Origin of the sequence: Variovorax boronicumulans (genome assembly GCF_019352895.1) — a bacterium.
GTDB classification, from domain to species: Bacteria; Pseudomonadota; Gammaproteobacteria; order Burkholderiales; family Burkholderiaceae_C; genus Variovorax; species Variovorax boronicumulans_A.
In genome coordinates this window covers 68,897-88,572 of the sequence record NZ_JAAAFX010000015.1, presented here as the reverse complement: position 1 = coordinate 88,572, position 19,676 = coordinate 68,897, and the positions used below count along the sequence as shown (strand labels likewise).

Sequence of the window (19,676 nt, the reverse complement as noted above, 5' to 3'; positions counted from 1 at the left end):
GCGGAGCTTGGGTCCGGCGCGCCTACTTGAGCGTCCTGGCGAACGCCAGCACGCGCTCGCCATCCGCATCGGTGTAGACCGTGGCTGGCGTCAAGCCGACATAGCGCCCGCCTTCATGCGGCCGGGCCTCGACGAGCTGAAGCCCCACCAGCTTGCCCGAGGGCACATAGCGGGTCTCGATGTAGATGCCGGTCTGCCCCTCCTTGACGATGGGCAGCTGCGCGACCGCCTCGTAGTCCTCGGCCTTGAGCAAGGCGGCCAGGCGGTCCTTCAGGGCGAAGGCATACCAGGCCTGCTCGTACACCATCGACTCGCCGGTCTGCACATGCTTGAGCATCACGAGCAGCTTGCGCTTGAAGAGCTTCAGCTCCTCCATCAGGAACGCGAAGAGGTCGCCGTATTCGCCCGGTGCCGTTTCAGGGGTACGCAAAACTGCCATGGTGTCGTGCTGCCTTTCTGGAGGGATCGAAGGGTGAAAGCCAGCGCACTTTACCCTCCCTCCGCAACACCGCCACCCTGCGCAGTTCAGGAGCTGGACAAGGCAGGGAAGTCGGTGCCCAGCCACTTCTGGTAGAGCTTGTTGAGCTCGCCGTCGGCCTTGTGGCGCGCCACGAAATCGTCCACGGCCTTCTTCAGCTCGGCCTGGCCCGGACGCAGCGCGATGCCCATGCGCTGCTCGGTCAGCACCAGCTTCTGTTCGTAGGTGTTGGCCGGTGCGCGCTTGGCGATCTGCGCGGCCACGGTGGTGGAGCAGCCGATCGCGTCGACCTGGCCCGACAGCAGCGCCTGCATGGTGGTCGCGTCGTCGTCGAAGCGGCGGATCTGCGTGCCCTCGGGCGCGATGGCGGTCAGCGCGACGTCCTGCGTGCTCGCGCGGGCCACGCCCAGACGCTTGTTCCTGAAATCGGCCGGGCCCTTGATCTCGGTCCTGGTCGCGCCGTAGAGCACCACGGAGGCGCTCGCGTAGGGCATCGAGAAATCGACCTGCTTCGCGCGTTCGGGCGAGATGGCCAGCGAGGCGACCAGCAGGTCGACCTTGTTCGTCAGCAGGAAGGGAATGCGGTTCGGGCCGGTGACCGGCACGATGCGCAGCTTCACGCCCCAGTCCCTGGCCAGCAGCCGGGCCACGTCGGCGTCGTAGCCGTCGGGCTGGTTCTGCGCGTTGGTCGTGCCGTAGGGCGGGAAGTCGACCAGCATGCCGACGGTGAGCTCGCCCTTCTTCTGGATGTCGGCGACCGACTGGGCCATGGCGAAGGGCGCGAACAGGGTGAGCGCGGCGCCCAGGCCGAGGGCCGCGAGGACCGTGCGACGGGTGGTGGAAGAGGTCATGTGCGGTGTCTCCTGGAATGCGAAAAATGAAAGGCCGGATCGACGCGTCACATCACGCCGAAGGTGTTGAAGGCCTCGACCGTGCTCATACCGTTCTGGATCGCGATGCGCACGCGGTTCTCGGTGCCGGCCTTCTCCAGCGCCAGGCCGATGGCCTCCACCTCGACTTCGCGCGGGATGATCAGCACGCCGTCCTGGTCGCCGAACACGATGTCGCCGGGCTTCACCCGCACGCCCTGGATCTCCACCGGCACGCGGTAGTCGACCACCTTGCCGCGCGGCCCCTGGTCCTGCGAATAGCCGCCGAGCGAGAACACCGGCAGGCCGAGCTCCAGCACTTCGTTGGTGTCGCGCGAGTAGCCGTCGAGCACGGCGCCCGCGGCCTTCAGGTGCAGGGCACGCGTGGTCATCAGGCCGCCCCACAGCGCGAACTGCGGCGCCGACCCGGTGGCGACATAGACCTCGTTCGGCTTCAGGTCGTCGAGTGCCTCGAACAGCAGGCCGAAAGCCTGCCGGCTCAGCGCCGACCGGCCCTCGGGCTCGGCGCGCGCGAAGCAGTTGGTCTCGAGCACCGGCATCGCGCGGCCCGCGACCACCATCGTGCGCGCCACCGGCCGGATGGCCGCCGGCAGAAACTGGTGCATCAGGCCCAGCGTGTCGAGGATGTCCCCGACCACGGCGGGAAACAGCCGCGTGCGCATCAGGCCGAACAGTTCGTCATCGTCTTTCCACATGTCGTCTCCTTTGGATGCGTGGATTGAACGCGGGGGACGTGCCTGGCACAACCTGTCACCCTGTACGATAGGTTGCATGACAGCCCATCCTTTCGTCCTCGGCCGCCTCGAGCGCACCTCCTTGTCCGAGCAGGCGGTGCAGAGCCTGCTGCAGCGCATCGAGGACCAGCAACTGCAGCCCGGCACGCCCCTGCCCTCGGAGGCGCAGTTGGGTGAATCGCTGGGCGTGAGCCGCACGGTGGTGCGGGAGGCCTTGCGCACGCTCAAGGGCCTGGGCGTGGTCGAGATCGCCAACGGCAAGAACCCCATCGTCCGGCGCGACCTCGATGCCTCGGCACTGGGCATCTACTTCTCGCGCGCGCTGCAGGTGCTGGAGAACTCCACCGACGACCTGATGGACGTGCGCGCCAGCCTCGAGGCCCGGGCCGCCGAACTGGCCGCACGTCGGCGCACGCCCGCCCAGCTGACCCGCATGTCCGAACTGGTCGTGCAGATGCAGGCGCAGCTGCGGCACCCCTCGGTCTACGCCTCGCTCGACACCGAACTGCACCTGGAGATCGCACGTGCCAGCGGCAACCTGCTGCTGTTCCAGATGATCGGCTCGGTCCGGGCCTCGCTCGAGGCGCAATCGCGTCAGGGCATGGAACGACGCAAGACCGACGCCAGCCTGCAGAAGGTCCAGGACGGGCACGTCGAACTGGTCGAACGGATCGGCAACGGCGACGCCGAAGGCGCGGCCGCTTGCATGCGGGCGCACATGGAGAGTGCGCTGCGCGTGTTGAAGAGGCGTTGAAAGGCTGCGACAGTTCAGCGGCGCCGCGCGATCCCACAACCCATGCAGACGGCGCAGCCGGCCGCGACACTCATCGCGTGCTCTTGCTTTGCAGCCGGGACGTCAGCATCTGGTAGATCTGCCGCGTCAGCGGATTGACGACATTGCGCCGAATCCAGAGGTAGTAAGGCATCTCGGGCAGGTTCGGCAGGCCGTCGCTGGCGCCCAGCACGCGCATGTCGGCGTCGAGCAGCTCGATGCTGCGCGGCGAGATGCCCAGCCCCGCGCGGACCGCGGCCTTGATCCCGATGAGGTTCGAAGACAGATAGGCCTGACGCCAGGGAATGCCGGCCTCGTCGAGCGCGCTCAGCGCCACCTTGCGGAAGATGCTGGGTTCGTCGGCGAGGATCAGCGGCACCGGTGCGCCGGCTTCGTACTGGAAGAAGGTCGAGCAGATCCACACGGTCGGCGAGGTGCGCAGCAGCGTGCCTTCGAGCGTGGAGTCGTGGCGCGTGGAGACGGTCAGGTCGATCTCTCCGCGGTGCAGCGCTTCCATCAGGAAGGGACTGCGGCCCACGTGGATCTCCAGCCGCACGTCGGGCGCCGCACGCGCCACCTGGCTGAGCAGCGGCGGCAGCAGCGTGTCGGCGACATCGTGCGGCGCCCCGATGCGCAGCGAGCCGCTCAGGCTTCCATCGCGCAGCAGCTGCATGGCCTCGTCGTTGATCGCCAGCATGCGCCGCGCGTACTGCAGCAGCTGCTGGCCCTGCGCGGTCAGGCGTTTGCTGCGGCCGCTCTTCTCGAACAGCACGGCCCCGGCCTGGCTCTCCAGCCGCTGCATCTGCTGCGTGATGGCGGACTGGGTCTTGTCGAGGTGGACGCCGGCGGCGGCGAAGGTCTCGTGCTCGACGATGGCCACCAGGGTGCGCAGCAGTTCGATCTCGAAATTACGCAAAGTATTAGATGGCTTTATGTTTTACGCGCGCGCCCTTAGGCATGACGGGTGAGGCTTCCGTTAGATTCATCAAAAGCCGAACCGGCGTTGATTCTATGAAGATCCCATGAGCACAGCGAACCCCATCGACGAACGCAACCATGCCGTGGCCGAGACGACTGCGACCATCCGCGCCATCCTGGGCGACACCCCTGCAGACCGGCAGCGCCTGGCCGCGGTGCTCGAGGCGCTCAAGGCCCTGGCTGCTCGCGCCGAGCTCTGGAGCGATGCCGCCTTTGCCGCACCCGCACCCGACGAGAACCAGGCGCGCTACCTGATCCGCGAGGACGAGGACCAGGGCCTGGCGCTCTACCTGAACGTCATGCGCCCGGGCAAGAAAATCGTTCCGCACAACCACACGACGTGGGCCTGCATCGCCGCGGTCGAGGGGCTCGAGCACAACTACCTGTACCGCCGCCTCGACGACGGTTCGGTGCCCGGCCAGGGACGGCTCGAGCAGACCGGCCTGGTGCCGGTCGGTCCCGGCCAGGGCATCGCGCTGCTGCCGGACGACATTCATGCGGTGCGCATCGAGGGCCAGGACGTGATCCGCCACCTGCACCTCTACGGCCGCGCGCTCGAGACGCTGACCGCGCGCAGCGCCTTCGACCTGGAAACCGGCACTGTCCAGACCATGGGCATCGGCGTCGCCACGCGCCGCTGAGCCTCGCGGCCTCGCGCGGCGGCGGACGTCCTCGGGCGGCGCGCCCGCGGAGCCTTTCTTTTTCCGACTCCCCGACGATGCCCCAGCACGCACTTCCCCCCCACACACTGCAGGCGTGGCTGCACGACGACCAGGAGATCGCGCTGTTCGACGTGCGCGAAGCCGGCCAGTACGGCGCGGCCCACCTGCTCCATGCCTGCCCCCTGCCCTACAGCCGCCTCGAGGTCGACATCGGCCGGCTCGCACCGAACCGGGCGATCCGCACCGTGCTGTACGACGGCGGTGAGGACCCGCAGCACGGCGCGGCCGCGCGCGCACGACGCCGCCTCGCGGCGCTGGGCTACGCCGATGTCCGCGTGCTCGAAGGCGGCACGCGCGCTTGGGCCGCCGCCGGCCTGCCGCTGTTCGCCGGCGTGCATGTGCCGTCGAAGGCCTTCGGCGAGATGGTCGAGCACCGCTACCGCACGCCCAGCGTCGGGCCGCAGGCACTGCAGGCCTGGCTGCGCGAGCCGCAGCCGCCCGTCGTGATCGACGGCCGGCCGCCCGAGGAGCACCACACGATGTGCATCCCGGGCGCCGTCTGCTGCCCGAACGGCGAACTCGCGCTGCGCATCCGCGCCATCGTGCCGGACCCGGCGACACCGATCGTGGTGAGCTGCGCCGGCCGCACGCGCAGCATCATCGGCGCGCAGACGCTGCGCGAGCTCGCGCTGCCCAACCCGGTGTTCGCGCTGGAAAACGGCACCCAGGGCTGGTTCCTGGCCGATCTTCCGCTCGAGCACGGCGCCACCCGCCGCCATCCTGACGCCGTGGCGGCGACGGCCGACGCCCGGGACGCGGCCCGGCACTTCGCCCGACGGTGCGGCGTGGCGACCGAAAACGCGGCCACGCTCGAAGCATGGCTCGGCGATGCGGCGCGGACCACGCTGGTCTTCGACATCCGGACCGCCGAGGAGTACGCGGCCGACGGCTGCTCCGGTAGCCGCCATGCACCCGGCGGCCAACTGATCCAGGCCACCGACCAGTTCGTCGGCGTGCGCGGTGCGCGCATCGTGCTGCTCGACACCGACGGCACCCGCGCGCCCGTGGTGGCCGGCTGGCTGCGCCGCATGGGACGCGATGCGCATTGCGTGGCCGGCGAGGTGCGCGCGCTGCTGGCGCGGCACGCCGCCGAATCCACACAACCCGAGCTGCCGGCCGTGCCCGGCATCGATGCCGAAGACCTCCAGCGATCGCTGCCGTCGCCGAAGTTCCTGGTGCTCGACATGCGCAGCAGCGCGGCCTACCGCAAGGCGCATGTGCCGGGCGCGAAATGGCGTTCGCGCAGCCAACTGAACGCAGGCCTCGATGCTGCGGAGATCGTGCTGGTGGCCGACGATCCGGCCGTGGCGGCCTGTGCCGCCATCGACCTGCGCGAGGCGGGCTTCTCAACGCTGCGGCAACTCGAAGGCGGCTGGCCGACGTGGCTGCACGCCGGTGCGCCCACCGAGTCCACGCCCGATCGGCCGGCCGATGCCGACCGCATCGACTTCCTCTTCTTCGCGCACGATCGGCACCGGGGCAACAAGGAAGCAGCACGTCAGTACCTGCGATGGGAGACCGAGTTGCTGTCCCAGTTCGACGCGTCGGACCACGCGGCGATGACGCGCAGCCTGGACACCGCGGGTGCCGCCGCATGACCGGCACCGCCCCGGCCTCCGCGCCCTTCGATGCGGTCGACGCCGCGCTGTCCAGCTACCTGCAATGGGCCGTGCGCCAGTCCTTCGAGGACATTCCGCCGGCCGTGCGCCAGCGCATGGTGATGATCCTGGCCGACGACATGGCGGCCGCCTTCTCCGCCGCGAACGAGCCCGAGGCCGTCCGCCTCGCCGCATGGGCAGCGCCGGCCGCCCATGCGCCGTCGGCTTCGCTGCTGCGGCGTGGGCGCCCGCGCGCTGACCTGCGCCAGGCCGCCATGGTCAATGCCGTGGCCGGCGGATGGAACGAACTCGACAGCGGCTACCGCCTGGCGGTCTGCCACGCAGGCCTCTACACCTGGCCCACGCTGATGGCGCTGGCCGAGGCGCAACGCGCCCCCCTGCCCGAAGTGCTGCGTGCGGCCATGCTGGCCTACGAGACCGTGGTGCGCTTCGCCAGTGCCTGGCCGCTGGCCTCTCCGAAACTGCATCCCCATGCGCTGTACGGTGCGCTGGGCGCGGCCGCGGCGGCGGGCTTCCTGCAGCGCCTGCCGGTCGATCGCCTGCAGCAGGTGCTCACGGCGGCCTGCACCATGGGCCTGACCGGGCCCTTCAATCAGGCGCCGGCCGGCGCGCTGGTCCGCAACGCCTGGGCCGCAGCCGGCGTGGCCAACGGCCTGCTCTGCATCGAATGGGCCGAGGCCGGCATCGGCGGCCTGGCGCGCACGCCGCACGATCTCTACGCGAGCGTGCTGGCTGCGCCCTGGCGGCCCGCCGCCTTCGCGCCGATCGACGCAGAGAGCGCATGGGCGGTGAATGCCAGCTACCACAAGCGCTACGCCTGCTGCCAGTACCTGCACTCCAGCATCGAGGCCTTGCTGACGCTGCTCGGGCAGGCGCCGTCGCTGGTGGGCGGCGATGCGGTCAACACGCTGGAGGTCCGCATCCATCCACTGGGCATGGGGCTGACGAACCGAGCACCGGACAACACGCTGGCCGGCTGCTTCTCATTGCCGCACGCCATGGCCACGACGCTGGTGCACGGCCGGGCCGATGCGCTCGCCTTCTCGGGCCATGCGTTGAACGATCCGCGCGTCGCCGCGCTGCGCGGGCGCGTGCACTGGCGCGCCTACGAGCCCCTGGCCGCGTGGCCGCACGACCGGCCAGCGAACGTCACGCTGACGCTCAAGGATGGCCGCGTGCTGCGGGCCGAATGCCTGAGCGCGCAAGGCGGCCCCGACCACCCCTTCACCGATGCCATGCTGTGGGACAAGGTGCGACATGCGACGCACGATGCGGCGCCCGGCTTCGAGGCTGCCATGCGCGAATGGCATGCCGCCGCGGGCAAGAACGCCGCAGCCTCGCGGCACGCAGACACGCTGCTGGCGTCGTTCTTCGGCTGAGCGCCGGACGCCGCATCGCGGCGCCCGGCGTTCAGCAGAGCCCTCCGAACGCTCTCAGTCGACCTGCGCGCCCACGCGCTGCACGATCGGCACCCACTGGTCGATCTCGGCCGCGATCTTGCGGCGGTAGTTCTCCGGTGCGGGTGAAGCCCCGACCTCGAAGCCCTGACGGGTGAGCGAGGCTTTCACGGTCGCGTCGCCCAGCGCCGAAACGATCGCCGCATGCAGGCGTGCGACCACCTCCGGAGGCAGGCGGGCCGGGCCGATCACGCCGTAGGTGACCGACGGCGTGTAGTTCGGGAAACCGGCTTCGCGCGTCGTCGGCACGTCGGGCAGCTGCGCCGAGCGCTGCGCGCTCGTGACCGCCAGCGCCTTGAGCTTGCCCTCGGTGGCGAGCGACGCCACGTTCGGCACCGGATAGACGCCGTACGAGACCTCGCCCGTGATCACCGGCACGATGCCCTGCGGCGTGCCCTTGTAGGGGATGTGGCGGGCGTCGATGTCGGTGAGGAAGGAGAACTGCGCGCCGGCCAGATGCACCACCGTGCCGCTGCCGCCCGACGAATACGTCAGCGCCTGCTTGTGCGCGCGGCCGCGCGCCGCGAGTTCGGCCACGCTGTTCACGCCCAGGGCGTTGCCCACGACGAGCACGTTGGGCGAGGTCGCGACCTCTGAGATCGCGGTGAAATCCTTGCGCGGGTCGTAGGGCAGGTCCTTGATCAGCCCGACGTTGATCGCCATCGGGCCGCTGGCCACCACGCCCAGCGTGTAGCCATCGGCCGGTGACTTGGCCAGCGCGCCGAGCGCGATTCCGCCGCTGGCGCCCGGACGGTTCTCGACCACCACCGGCTGCTGCAGCGTCTTCGCGAGTTCCGCGCCGATGACGCGCGCCAGGTTGTCGGGCCCGCTGCCCGGCGGCAGGAACACGATGACCTTGATCGGACGATCGGGATAGGCCGCACTCGCGGCCAATGCGGTGAAGGCCAGCGCGGCGGCGGCCAGGATGCGGAAGGTGGGGTGTTTCACAGGGAGGAGGTCCGAGGTGTCTGGAAGAGCGGTGCGATGCGTGCGGCCACGCCCAGCAGCGCGCGGTCGTCGAATCGCGGGGCCACGAGCTGCAGGCCGACCGGCAGGCCCTGCCGGCTGAACAGGCCGGGCACGTTCAGCGCGGGCACGTGGAGCAGCGTCCAGAGGCCGTTGAAGATCGCGTCGCCGGAATGGGCCCGGCCCAACGGCGGCTCGCCGGTGGCGCTGGGCGTGAGGATGGCGTCGAAGGGGGCCGCGAAGGCATCGAAAGCCAGGCGCAACGCTGCCGCCTGGTCGCGGGCCTCGCCCAGCGCGCGGCGCGAGATGTTGCGCCCGTCGTTCATGCGCGCCACGATGCCCGGCGACAGTTGCTGCGGATGGCTTCGCTCCAGGTCGAGGAACGCGATGTGGCCCTCGGCCCGCATGATGGTTTCCTTGAGCAGGTTGAGTCGGTCGAAGCGGCTGTCGAGCTCGGCCTCGACCACCGTGACGCCCGCCTCGCGCAGCCGCCCGATGGCCTCGTCGAGCGCCTCGTGCAGCGCCGGTTTGGCCTTCTCGCCCCAATAAGGTGTGCGGCACACGCCGATGCGCAGGGCCGAGGTCTCGGCAACGACCGGCGATGCTTCGTCGCTGACGTGCAGCACCTCGGCCAGCAGCGCGATGTCCTCGAGCGTGCGCGCGAACCAGCCGATGGTGTCGAGCGTGGGCGAGAAGTGCTTGGCGCCTTCGGTGCTCACCACGCCGTGCGTGGGCTTGAAGCCGAACACGCTGCAATAGGCCGCGGGCCGGATCACCGAGCCGCCGGTTTGCGTGCCGAGGGAGATCGCGACGCTGCGGTCGGCCACGGCCGCGGCCGACCCGCTCGACGAACCGCCGGGCGTGCGCTGCGCATCGAAGGGATTGCGCGTGACCGCATGCCGGCCGTGCGCGCCGAACTCGATGGTCTCGGTCTTGCCCAGCAAGATCGCGCCGGCCGCGCGCAGGATGGCCACCACGGCGGCGTCCTTGCCCTGCTGCAGGTCGCGGTAGATGCGCGAGTTGTGCTGGGTCGGCAGGTCGGCCGTGTCGAGGATGTCCTTGACCGCCAGCGGCACGCCGTGCAGCGGACCCAGCGCAGCGCCCACCTGCTGGGCCGTGTCGGCGTCGCGCGCCGCGGCGATGGCCCGCTGCGGGTCGACCCACGACCAGGCGCGCAGGTGGCCGTCGGTCTGGTCGATGCGCGCCAGGCAGGCACGCACCACGTCTTCGCTGGCGATCTGGCCGGCCGCGATCTGCCGGGCCGCCTCGGTGGCGGAAAGCTGGTGGAGTTCTTGTGTCATGTGTCGGAAGGAGTGCGGGAATCGGACGCGGGGTGGGCGCCCCCGCAGGCATGGGAAAGCGCGTGGCCGACGTAGCGGTCGACGTCGGCATAGGAGCGCGCCGCCAGCCCCGCGCAGTAGCCGTCGACCACGCCGCCGATGGCGGTGAAGAGCTGGCGGTGCGGTCGCACCTTGGCCTCGAGCCGGTCGCGCGAGGCCTCGACACGGCGCGCCAGGTCCTGCATGTCGACCGTGAGCAGGCGCCGGTTCTTGACGATCAGCCGACCACCGACCATCACCGAGTGCACCGCATTGCCGTCCTCGCTGTGCACCAGTTGGTTGAGTGCGTCGTTGAGCGGCAGCCAGTTCACATGGCCCAGATCGAGGAACACGATGTCGGCCTGGAAGCCCGGCGCGATGCGCCCGATGCTGTCGCCCCAGCCCAGGCAGCGCGCGCCGGACGTGGTGGCCGCGGCCACCACCTCGGCGCTGCGCAGCCAGCGTCCGACCGGCCGGCGCTGCACCGACGAAGTCATCGACGCCAGCCGCATCGATTCGTACATGTTGAGGTTGTCGGAGCAGTGCGCACCGTCGGTGCCAAGCGCCAGGTTGATGCCGGCGTCGAGCATGCCGCGCGCGTCGGCCAGCCCGTTGCCCAGGCGCATGTTGCTGCCCGGGTTGTGCGCCACCGAGCAGCCGTGCCGGCCCAGCCGCGCCATGTCGTCGGCGCTGAGCCAGACGCCGTGCGCGGCGGTGAAGCGCGGTCCCAGCAGGCCCAGCGACTCCAGGTGCGCGACCTGGCTCTGGCCGTACTGGTCGACGCAGGTCACGGCCTGCACCTTGGACTCCTGCACATGGCTGTGCAGGCCGACGTCGAAATCCGCGGCCAGCCGTGCGCAGTCCGCCAGGAAGCCGTCGGTGCAGTGGTGCGCGATGGTCGGCGCCACGGCCAGGCGCAGCCGTTCGCGGTCGAAGGGCCACGTGTGCAGCGCGCGGCGCAGTTCCGCCAGCGTGCCGGCATCGGTGCGGGGGGCGGCGGGCGCCGATGCCGGCGCGAGCGCGGGCGGCAGCGCGCCGCGCAAACCGGGGATCGCATCGAAGAACGGGATGTTCGACACCATGGGCGCGATCACCGCGCGCAGGCCGACGGTGTCATAGGCCTGCGCGGCGGCCAGCAGGCCGTCGACGCTCGGCCCGGGCAGCTCGACCGTCAGGTCGTAGCAGGCGGTGCAGCCCTTGAGCGCCATCTCGGCCGCGCCGAGCAGCGTGGCGTTGTAGCGGTCTTCGGCGGTCTGGCCGCCCACCGTCCAGGTGGAGGCGGCCAGCAGCAGCTCGAGCGTCCAGCGTTCACCGAAGCCCTTGGCCAGGTTGCCGTGGCCGTGCGTGTGGGCGTTGACCAAGCCGGGGTGCAGCAGCCGGCCGCGCGCGTCGAGCGTGCGGGCGCCGGCCGGCGCGGCCAGGCCCGGCGGGCCGACGGCCACGATGGTGCAGCCTTCGATCAGCAGATCGGCCGCGTCTGCGCTGCCGTGCACCGGGTCGAGCAGCCGGCCGCCATGGATCAGCAGGAAGGGGCTATCGGCCATGGCCGTCCTCCAGCGTGGCCCACGCGAACCAGCGGCGCTCGGCCAGCACCACGAGCTGGAAGAACACGATGCCCAGCACGGACAGCACGACCAGCGCACCCCAGGCCAGCGGCGTCTTGAAGAAGGCGGTCGAGCTCATCAGCAGGTAGCCCAGGCCGCGCTCCGAGTTGACGAACTCGGCCACCACCGCGCCCACCACGGCCAGCGAGGCCGAGGCCTTGAGGCCGCTGAAGATGTGCGGCACAGCCGAGGGAAAACGGATCAGCCACAACGACTGCGCCCTGCTCGCGCCGCTCACGCGGCCCAGGTCGAGCAGCTCGGGCGGCACGACGCGCAGCCCGGTGGCGATCGACAGCGTGAGCGGGAAGAACGCGACCAGGAAGGTCACGACCACGCGCGGCAATTCGCTGGTGCCGAACAGCAGCACGAGGATCGGCGCCAGCGCGACCTTGGGGACCGATTGCGTCACCACCAGCAGCGGCCACGCGACGGCCGCGAGCCGCTGCGAGGTGGCCAGCGCGATCGCCACCGGTGTGCCGACGGCGATCGACAGGGCCAGGCCCAGCAGCACGGTGCGCGTGGTGGCCAGCGTGTGGCCGAGGATGCCCGCGTCCGGGGCGAACAGCGCGCGTGCGATGTTCGACGGCGACGGCACCAGGTACTCGGGCAGCGGCACGGCGCGGCAGGCGATTTCCCAGAGCGTCAGTAAGGTCAGCAGTGCGACGACCGCCGCGACGACATTCGACGATGACGTGTTGCGTCCGGTGCTCATGGTTGAACCTCCGTGCTACGTGCCGCACGCTGGCCGAAGATCAGCTCGCGCACCTGGCGTGCATAGCCGACGAAGGCCGGCGAGTCCTCGACGCGCTCGGGCCGCGGACGCGGCAGGTCGATGTCGATCACCGCCTCCACACGACCCGGGCGCGGGGACATCACGACCACGCGGTCGCCCAGCAGCACGGCTTCATTGATGGAGTGGGTGACGAACAGGATGGTCAGGGGCGCGCGCTGCCAGAGGTTGAGCAGCTCGACCGTCATCTCCTCGCGGGTGAGCGCGTCCAGCGCGCCGAAGGGTTCGTCGAGCAGCAGCACGTCCGGGTCGAGCAGTAGCGCGCGGCAGATCGTGGCGCGCTGGCGCATGCCGCCCGACAGCTGGTGCGGCATCGCCTGCTCGAAGTCCGCGAGGCCGCTGAGACGCAGCAGTTCGCGGGCGCGAGCGACCAGCGCGGGCGTGCGGCGCCCGGCGATGCGGGCCGGGAACAGCACGTTGTCGAGCACGCAGGCCCAGGGCAGCAGCGTGCTGGCCTGGAACACGACACCCGTTCCGGTACGTGGCGCGGTCACGGGCTGGCCGGCGATGGCGACGCTGCCAGTGGAAGGCGGCGCGAGGCCCGCGACCATGCGCAGCAGCGTCGATTTGCCGCAGCCCGAAGGGCCGACGATGGTCACGATCTCGCGCGCGCCGACGTCGAGCGAGGTCTCGCTCAACGCCAGCGTGTCCGCACCGTCGTTGCCGCGGTAGGTCTTGCTCAGCTGTCGGATCTCGATCATGGCGCGGCGTCGGTCGCTCGTTCAACGGGCCGGCAGGAAGGAGGTGTCCACGCCCTGCGCCGGGTTCCATGCCGGGTCCAGGCCCTGGGCCTGCGCCACGGCGGCCCAGGTCGCAGCAAGGCGCTCGGGCGAGACACCGCCCCAGCCGAATTCCTTCTCGTGCGCGTTGAAGACGAAGGGCAAGGTGGCCTTGAGGCTGATCAGGCAGACGTCGTAGCCCACCTCGGGCACCTTGCGCACGTGGGCGCGGCAGGCTTCCTCGGGGTTGTCGCGCGCCCATTCAAACGAGTGCTTGACGGCCTTGAGGAAGCGCCGCGTCAGGTCGGGCTTCTCGGCCAGTACCTTGTCGCTCGCGATGATCGTGGCCGCATAGATCCTGAAGCCCGCATCCACATAGGGCAGCGCCACGACCTCCTTGCCGGCCTTGCGCGCCGCGTCATTGAGCGCGCCCAGGTGGATGGTGTAGAGCGGGATCGCGTCGACGTTGCCGGCAATCAGCTGGGCGCCGAGCGCGGCCGCGTCCATCGTGACCCAGTTCACACGTTCGGGTCGTACGCCGGCCTTGGCCGCCACGGCCGGGAAGTACACGCGGTGGCTGTTGCCGGCCGGCGCGCCGATGCGCTTGCCCTCGAGGTCTTTGAGCGAGGTGATGCCCGAATCCTTGAGTACGAACAGCGAATGCGGCGAGTGCGAATAGATGACGGCGATCGACTTCACCGGCAGACCCTGGCGCGCGCGTGCGGTCAGCACCGACGAAGCGTCGGCCACACCGAAGTCGAAGGAACCGGTGGGCGCCTTCGCCACCGTGTCGCTCGGGCCGTAGCCGCGCACGATGGTGATGTCGATGCCTTCCTGCGCGAAGAAGCCCTTCTCCCAGCCGCCGTAGTACATGGCGTGTTCGCCCGAGGGCAGCCAGTCGGTCTGGAAGCGGACCGTGTCCGCGGCCTGCGCCACGGGGCCGGCCAGCAGGGCGCCGCTGGCGACCAGCGCGAGGGCGAAGGCCCGGCCCGGAAGGCGCGGGGCACGGGAGAGGAAGCGTGTGACGGTCATGGTCGGGATCAGGAAGAAAGGTCGTGAGGGGACGAGCGCGTCCGGCCGACGCCGGCGGGCCGGGTCGGAAGAACGAGGGGTGTGGTGGCGCGCTGGCGCGGAATCAGCTGCCGGGGACGACTCCCGGCGGCAGCGCGCTGGCGTAGCGCGCGATGTCGCCCGGCGTGGTCAGCCAGAGCTGGTCGCGCGAACGCAGGATGTGCTCGACCGCACGCCGAAACGCGTGCAGGCGGAAGGGCTGGCCGATGATGAACGGGTGCAGCGCGACGATGTAGACCAGCGGCCGCTTGCGCGACTGCAGCAGCATCTCGTCGAACTGGTCGATCATCATGTCGGCGAACTCGCGCGCCGTGTGCTGGCGGAAGATCAGCGCCGGCGAATCGTTGAGCTCGAGCGGATAGGGCACGGAGAGAATCTTCCCGGCGCGGGTACGCATCCAGAAGGGCTGGTCGTCGGCCGGCCAGTCCAGCACGTAGCGGTAGCCGTTCTCCTGCAGCAGGTCGAGCGTGACCTTGCTCTGTGCGATGTACGGGCCCAGCCAGCCTTCGGGCGCACGACCCGAGAGCCGCTCGATCACCTCGGTCGACTCGGTGATCAGCCGGGCCTCGTCTTCTTCCCAGAGCACGTCCTGCCGCTCGGCGTTGGTGCGGCCGTGGCCGATGAACTCGTCTCCGCGCTGCACCAGACGGCGCGTGATCTCGGGATAGGCCTCGAGCACGGTGGAGTTGATGTTGTGCGAGCCAGGGATCTCGAACTCGTCGAGCAGGTCGAGGTAGCGCCACAGGCCGACACGGTTGCCGTAGTCCTTCCAGGCCCAGTTGCGCTGATTCTGCGGCCCCGATCCGGAGGCGTTGTCGGTGCCGAGTCCGGCCGAGAACGCGAAGTGCTCAATGTTGTTGCAGAAGACCACGGCGAGGCGCTTGCCGCCCGGCCATTCGTAGTCCGCCCGCGCATCGATGGGCGTGAAGTCGTAGCGGTTGTGGCTCGGCAGTTTCAAGGGGCGCTCGCAGTCCTGTTAGGGGAAAACACTAGGCCCGAATTCTAGAAATTGCGCCCGGCGAAGGGAACGCTTGTATTTATATAAGCTTATGTATTTTTGTGATTTTGTTGAAAACGAAAATCATCATCGAAACAAGCCATTGATTTAAAAGGATATTTATTTTTACTCGGCCAACTCGACAGGAAATTCATTAATTTCGTTTATGTGTTTGCTTGCATGGATGAAGCAAGGCCATCGGAAATCGGGGCACGCCGCCCTTTCGAGGACGCGACACCGCAGGCGTGGGCCTCAGCGGCAGCGCGACCTGAACTGAAGATCCCGCAGCTGTTTGCGCCGCTCGCGCAGGCGGTCCTGCGAGGCGGCGCGTTGCGGCTGTCGCGCGGCCGCATCCAGCCAGGCGATCTCTGCGTCGATGTCTGCACACGCCTGCACCGCGCCATCGGCCTGCAAGGCCGCGCGCCGCTCGTGCGCCGCCCTCGCCTGTGCGGCGTCGCGGTTCTGCTGTGCCGACGCCTCGCGCGCGCCCGCGCTCATGCCATCGGCCAGGTTGCTGTCGGGGCGCAGCTCCACGGTGGCGCCGCGCAGGCCCGGGGCACATGGCCCGTCGGCATAGCTCGCCGCCCCGGCGCTGTCCACGCACTTCGTGACGCGCTCGATGCGCTGCGACGGCCAGGGCGCAGGCGATGCCGCGGGCGGGGCCGGCACCGTCGGCGCCGGGGCCACCGTGGGTGCCGCCCCGCCCGGGACCGGTCGACGAGGCGCGGGCGCCTCGAACCATCCTTGCGGCAGCGCCAGCCACGCCAGGACCGCGAACAGTCCCGCCAAAAGTACGGCCAGCACCAGGGGTCGGTTCGAAGACGGCGCCGGCCGCAGGCCGCGCTCGAAGGCCGTCAGGGGCATCGGCTCGGTATGCACGGGACGCACGGAAGGCGATGCGCGCTGGCGCTCAGGCCGGCGCGCCGATCAGCAGCCGCTCCAGCGCCTTGGGCTGCAGGGGCCGCGCGAAACCGTAGCCCTGAATGTCGTCGCACTTCAGCGCCTCGAGCGCCGCGGCCTGCGCGGGGGTTTCCATGCCTTCGGCCGTGACCTTCATGCCCAGGGCATGCGCGAGCGACACGATGGCCGCGACAATCGCGTAGCCCTTGCCCGGCTGATCGACGTTCATGACCAGCGAGCGGTCGATCTTGAGCCGGTCGAAGGGAAATTGCGTCAGGTACGAGAAGCTCGAGTAGCCGGTGCCGAAGTCGTCGATGGCCAGCTCGATGCCCAGCTGGCGCAGCGACTCCAGCGTGGCCAGCGCGCGCGCCGCATCGTTGAGGAAGATGCTCTCGGTGATCTCGATCTCCAGGTGCTCGGGGCCCAGGCCCGCATCGGCCAGCGCGCTCTGCACCATCTCGACCAGGCCCGGCGACAGCAGCTGGTGCGCCGACACGTTGACCGCCACGCGGGGGGCTTCGCCGCCCCTGCGCGCGAGCAGGCGGTGCAGCCGGCCGACCTCGCGGCAGGCCTCGCGCATCACCCATTCGCCGATCGGCACGATCAGGCCGATGTCCTCGGCCACCGGAATGAAGGCGGCCGGGCTGACCGCGCCCAGGGCCGGCGACTGCCAGCGCAGCAAGGCCTCCATGTGCTGGATGCGTCCGGTCGACAGGTGCAGCTGCGGCTGGAACACCAGGCTGAATTCGTTGCGCTCGAGCGCTTCGCGCAGCAGGCCTTCGAGTTGCAGCCGCCCTTCGGCCTGGCTCTGCATCGCGCTGGTGAACCAGCGCGCCTGCGCCGCGCCCGCGGCCTTGGCCACGCCCAGCGCGACGCGCGCACGGTGCATCAGTTCACTCACGTCCGTGCGGTTCTCGAGATGGCTGATCGCGGCACCGATGCAGGCCGTGAGGCGCAGGCTGCGGTCGGCCCCCTGCATGGGCAGCGACAGGGCGTGCAGCATGGCGTCGATGCGGCCATCGACCTCGTGCGTATCGCCATCGACCACGCAGGCCAGCAGCCCGCCGCCGAGCGTCGCGAGCACCGCTTCGGGCCCGAGGGCGCCGCGGATGCGGTGCGCGCACAGTTGCAGCACCTGCCCCAGCATCTCGTCGCCCTGCGAGTCGCGCAGCCGGGCCATCTGGTCGAGCTCGACCACCAGCAGCGCGCAGGGCCGCTGGCGCTGACGCGCCGATTGCAGCTTCAACGCCGCGCGCTCGCGCAGCCAGGCCACGTTGGGCAGCTGGGTCCAGGCGTCGTGGAAGCCGTCGTTCCAGCGGGCCAGCGCCTGCGTGTCGCGCGGCGGCACCGGCACCAGCGTGCCGAGCCAGCTGTGCGGTGCATCGTCCTGCTGCGGCATGGGGGTGAGCACGAGCTGGAACGGCAGCGTGCGGCCGTCGCGGTGCCGGCTGGTCCACGACGGCCGCGCCAGCGACTCGGGGCCCGGGGGCAACTCGAACGCGCCATGCACCAGCGCGATCGTCTCGCGACCGACCAGCGCATGGGCCGCGTGACCCGTCAGGCGCTCGTAGGCGGGATTGACCCGCAGATAGACGCCCTGGGCGTCGCATGCGAAGAGCGCCTGCGGCAGGCTGTCGACGATATCGGCATTCCGGACCGCGGCAATGGAGGACATGGGGTCACCCGTTCAAAGATGAAGAACCATTGTAGTGAGGCCTCCTGCCGCGCCGGCTGGCCCGGCGCGCGCAGCGTGTCGCGTCAGGACCCGGTCTTCAGCCGCGCGTACTCGCTGTGCTTCATCGTCAGGTACTCCGAGCGCTCGGTCTCGTGCAGCTGCCGCGCGTACTGCTCGGTGGCGTCGAACCAGGCGGCCAGCCGGCGGTCGAGCTGCTCTGGCTGCGGCGCATCGAGGAAGGCGTCGATCGCCAGGTAGTAGCGCATGGTGTTGCGCTCGACCACGCCGCGCACGCCGCCCACGTAGTCGGTCGCGCCCTGCGCATCGCGGCCCTTCGGCGTGAAGCCGACCTTGTCGCTGCCCAGCGTGCCGAGGTAGGCCTGCATGGCCAGCCGTGCCGCGGTGCCGTAGCCGTAGGCATAGGACAGGTGCACGAAGCTCTGTTTCGGGCCCAGCGGCGTGGCCTCGAAGCCGATGCGGTAGTCGCGCGTCGACATCGGCCCGCTGGCCGCCGACAGCCGCACCGACAGGTAGTCGGCCGTCGCCGCGGCGCCGCCCCAGACGAAGGGCACGCGTTGCGCCTTGTCGAGCGGCTGGTCGAACTTGCGCCCGATCGCCACCTCGACCACCGGTGCGGCCTCGCCGCCCTTCACCGCGCAATGCTTGGTGTTGAGGTGCAGCATCAGCACCTCGCACCAGTTGGCCGGCCGCTCGAGCGCCTTCAGTTCGGCGAAGGGATGGTCCACCACCGCATAGATGTCGCCGCTGAGGCGGTCGGGACTCTCCGTGGAGTCGAGCACCAGCCGGCGCTGGAACGGGTTGTCCGTCAGCCGCGCCGTCAGGGCCTGGTGCCGGGCCTTGAGCGCGGCCGCGTCCTGGGCGGCAGCACCCGCGCCGGCGCACAGCAGACAGAGGCCGAGCGCGACGGCCGAGAGGCCCCGGAAGACCTGGCGAGGGGTGAAGGGATGCGTCATGGTCCGCTCACCCTACGCGCGGCCGCGCGGCGGCCGTGTAGGAAAACAGGTCGGCCGAGCGGGGCTCAGGCGCGCAGTTGCGCGCGCAACTGCTGGCCGATCTCGGGCCGCTCCAGGAACGGGTCGGCCGGGTTGGTGCCCGCGACGATGCCTTCCATGCGGCTCCTCACGTTCCCCAGCGCCTTGGGGTGGCTGAAGATGTAGAACTGGTTGTCGCGGATCGCGTCGAAGACCTTGTTCGCCACGTCGGCCGCGCTGACCTTGCCGCTGCTCACGGCCTTGGAGGTCATGGCCTGGCCGATCAGCTGGCTCTTGGTCAGCTCGCCCGCGGGCAGGTCGCCGGGGCGGTTGCGTTCGCTGTTGTTGATGCCGGTGGCCACGAAGTACGGGCACAGCAGGCTGGCGCCGACCTGGTCGGTCACCAGCGAGAGATCCTGGTAGAGCGTCTCGGTGAGGCTCACCACCGCGTGCTTGCTCACGTTGTAGACGCCCATGTTGGGCGGCGTGAGCAGGCCCGCCATGCTGGCGGTGTTGACGATGTGGCCGCGGTACGACGGGTCCTGGGCGGCAGCGGCCAGCATCATCGGCGTGAACAGGCGCACGCCGTGCACCACGCCCCAGACGTTGACGCCCAGCACCCATTCCCAGTCGGCCACGGTGTTCTCCCACACCAGCCCGCCCGCGCCCACGCCCGCGTTGTTGAACACGAAGTGCGGCGCGCCGAAGCGCTCCTGCACCGCCTGCGCGAGCGATTCCATCTGGTCGGCCTTGGACACGTCGACGCGGCGTGCCAGCACCTGGGCACCCGCGGCCTCCATCTCGGCCTGGGCGCGGTCGAGCGCGTCCTGCTGCACGTCGACCAGCACGAGGTTCATGCCGCGCGCCGCGCCGATGCGTGCGCACTCGAGGCCGAAGCCCGAACCGGCGCCGGTGAGCACGGCGGTCTTGCCCTTGAAATCCTGAATCATGGAAGCGGTCCTTTTTGCGTTGTCGTCTCTTGTCTCGTATTGA

General features: G+C 70.1%; 19 protein-coding genes. 4 read left to right on the top strand and 15 right to left on the bottom strand.

The genetic code is table 11. The features are described from left to right. Positions 1–22 precede the first annotated feature (22 nt). The 3 genes from K0H49_RS29990 to K0H49_RS29980 form a co-directional block, all read right to left on the bottom strand. Entirely contained in the window at positions 23–439 is a 417-nt protein-coding gene (locus K0H49_RS29990; RefSeq protein ID WP_219220600.1) for a hypothetical protein, read from the bottom strand. A gap of 86 nt (positions 440–525) precedes the next feature. Continuing rightward, positions 526–1,329 carry a transporter substrate-binding domain-containing protein gene (locus K0H49_RS29985; protein WP_219220598.1) on the bottom strand — a complete coding sequence of 268 codons (804 nt, stop codon included), beginning with the start codon at positions 1,327–1,329 and terminating at the stop codon, positions 526–528. A gap of 47 nt (positions 1,330–1,376) precedes the next feature. Continuing rightward, positions 1,377–2,063, bottom strand: coding sequence for an RraA family protein (locus K0H49_RS29980; RefSeq protein WP_219220596.1), 687 nt, complete (start codon positions 2,061–2,063; stop codon positions 1,377–1,379). A 76-nt stretch (positions 2,064–2,139) separates the two neighbouring features. Here K0H49_RS29980 and K0H49_RS29975 point away from each other — a divergent pair, with 76 nt between their 5' ends. Beyond that, positions 2,140–2,856, top strand: a complete 717-nt coding sequence (locus tag K0H49_RS29975) for a FadR/GntR family transcriptional regulator (protein ID WP_219220594.1) — start codon at positions 2,140–2,142, stop codon at positions 2,854–2,856. Positions 2,857–2,926: 70 nt separating this feature from the next. On the opposite strand, the gene K0H49_RS29970 is transcribed toward K0H49_RS29975, so the two are convergent. Beyond that, positions 2,927–3,790 (bottom strand): LysR substrate-binding domain-containing protein, encoded by an 864-nt coding sequence (locus K0H49_RS29970; RefSeq protein WP_219220591.1) that lies wholly within the window; start codon positions 3,788–3,790, stop codon positions 2,927–2,929. A gap of 106 nt (positions 3,791–3,896) precedes the next feature. On the opposite strand from K0H49_RS29970, the gene K0H49_RS29965 reads away from it, so the two are divergent. The 3 genes from K0H49_RS29965 (at position 3,897) to K0H49_RS29955 (ending at position 7,572) form a co-directional block, all read left to right on the top strand. Next, positions 3,897–4,493 carry a cysteine dioxygenase family protein gene (locus K0H49_RS29965; RefSeq protein ID WP_219220589.1) on the top strand — a complete coding sequence of 199 codons (597 nt, stop codon included), beginning with the start codon at positions 3,897–3,899 and terminating at the stop codon, positions 4,491–4,493. Positions 4,494–4,570: 77 nt separating this feature from the next. Next, positions 4,571–6,172 carry a rhodanese-like domain-containing protein gene (locus tag K0H49_RS29960; protein WP_219220587.1) on the top strand — a complete coding sequence of 534 codons (1,602 nt, stop codon included), beginning with the start codon at positions 4,571–4,573 and terminating at the stop codon, positions 6,170–6,172. Next, positions 6,169–7,572: an MmgE/PrpD family protein gene (locus K0H49_RS29955; protein WP_219220585.1), complete on the top strand. Its 1,404-nt coding sequence runs from the start codon at positions 6,169–6,171 to the stop codon at positions 7,570–7,572. The genes K0H49_RS29960 and K0H49_RS29955 overlap by 4 nt, the downstream gene beginning before the upstream one ends. A gap of 54 nt (positions 7,573–7,626) precedes the next feature. Here K0H49_RS29955 and K0H49_RS29950 read toward each other — a convergent pair whose 3' ends face one another. The 11 genes from K0H49_RS29950 to K0H49_RS29900 form a co-directional block, all read right to left on the bottom strand. After that, positions 7,627–8,598, bottom strand: a complete 972-nt coding sequence (locus tag K0H49_RS29950; RefSeq protein ID WP_219220581.1) for a Bug family tripartite tricarboxylate transporter substrate binding protein — start codon at positions 8,596–8,598, stop codon at positions 7,627–7,629. Then, entirely contained in the window at positions 8,595–9,917 is a 1,323-nt protein-coding gene (locus K0H49_RS29945) for an amidase (protein WP_219220579.1), read from the bottom strand. Before K0H49_RS29945 ends, K0H49_RS29950 begins: the two co-directional genes overlap by 4 nt. Next, positions 9,914–11,479 carry an amidohydrolase family protein gene (locus tag K0H49_RS29940; RefSeq protein WP_219220577.1) on the bottom strand — a complete coding sequence of 522 codons (1,566 nt, stop codon included), beginning with the start codon at positions 11,477–11,479 and terminating at the stop codon, positions 9,914–9,916. Before K0H49_RS29940 ends, K0H49_RS29945 begins: the two co-directional genes overlap by 4 nt. Next, positions 11,469–12,251, bottom strand: a complete 783-nt coding sequence (locus K0H49_RS29935; RefSeq protein ID WP_219220575.1) for an ABC transporter permease — start codon at positions 12,249–12,251, stop codon at positions 11,469–11,471. Before K0H49_RS29935 ends, K0H49_RS29940 begins: the two co-directional genes overlap by 11 nt. Continuing rightward, positions 12,248–13,030 carry an ABC transporter ATP-binding protein gene (locus K0H49_RS29930; protein ID WP_219220573.1) on the bottom strand — a complete coding sequence of 261 codons (783 nt, stop codon included), beginning with the start codon at positions 13,028–13,030 and terminating at the stop codon, positions 12,248–12,250. Before K0H49_RS29930 ends, K0H49_RS29935 begins: the two co-directional genes overlap by 4 nt. Positions 13,031–13,051: 21 nt before the next feature. Then, entirely contained in the window at positions 13,052–14,080 is a 1,029-nt protein-coding gene (locus K0H49_RS29925; protein ID WP_219220571.1) for an ABC transporter substrate-binding protein, read from the bottom strand. A gap of 103 nt (positions 14,081–14,183) precedes the next feature. Beyond that, positions 14,184–15,077 (bottom strand): polysaccharide deacetylase family protein, encoded by an 894-nt coding sequence (locus K0H49_RS29920; RefSeq protein WP_219220569.1) that lies wholly within the window; start codon positions 15,075–15,077, stop codon positions 14,184–14,186. A gap of 291 nt (positions 15,078–15,368) precedes the next feature. Beyond that, positions 15,369–15,980: a hypothetical protein gene (locus K0H49_RS29915; RefSeq protein ID WP_219220567.1), complete on the bottom strand. Its 612-nt coding sequence runs from the start codon at positions 15,978–15,980 to the stop codon at positions 15,369–15,371. Between the two features lie 46 nt (positions 15,981–16,026). Next, positions 16,027–17,691, bottom strand: coding sequence for a putative bifunctional diguanylate cyclase/phosphodiesterase (locus tag K0H49_RS29910; RefSeq protein ID WP_219220565.1), 1,665 nt, complete (start codon positions 17,689–17,691; stop codon positions 16,027–16,029). An 83-nt stretch (positions 17,692–17,774) separates the two neighbouring features. Further along, a complete protein-coding gene (locus K0H49_RS29905; protein ID WP_219220563.1) occupies positions 17,775–18,665 on the bottom strand; it encodes a hypothetical protein in 891 nt (296 codons plus the stop codon). A gap of 65 nt (positions 18,666–18,730) precedes the next feature. After that, positions 18,731–19,633, bottom strand: coding sequence for an SDR family oxidoreductase (locus tag K0H49_RS29900; protein WP_219220561.1), 903 nt, complete (start codon positions 19,631–19,633; stop codon positions 18,731–18,733). Positions 19,634–19,676: the final 43 nt, after the last annotated feature.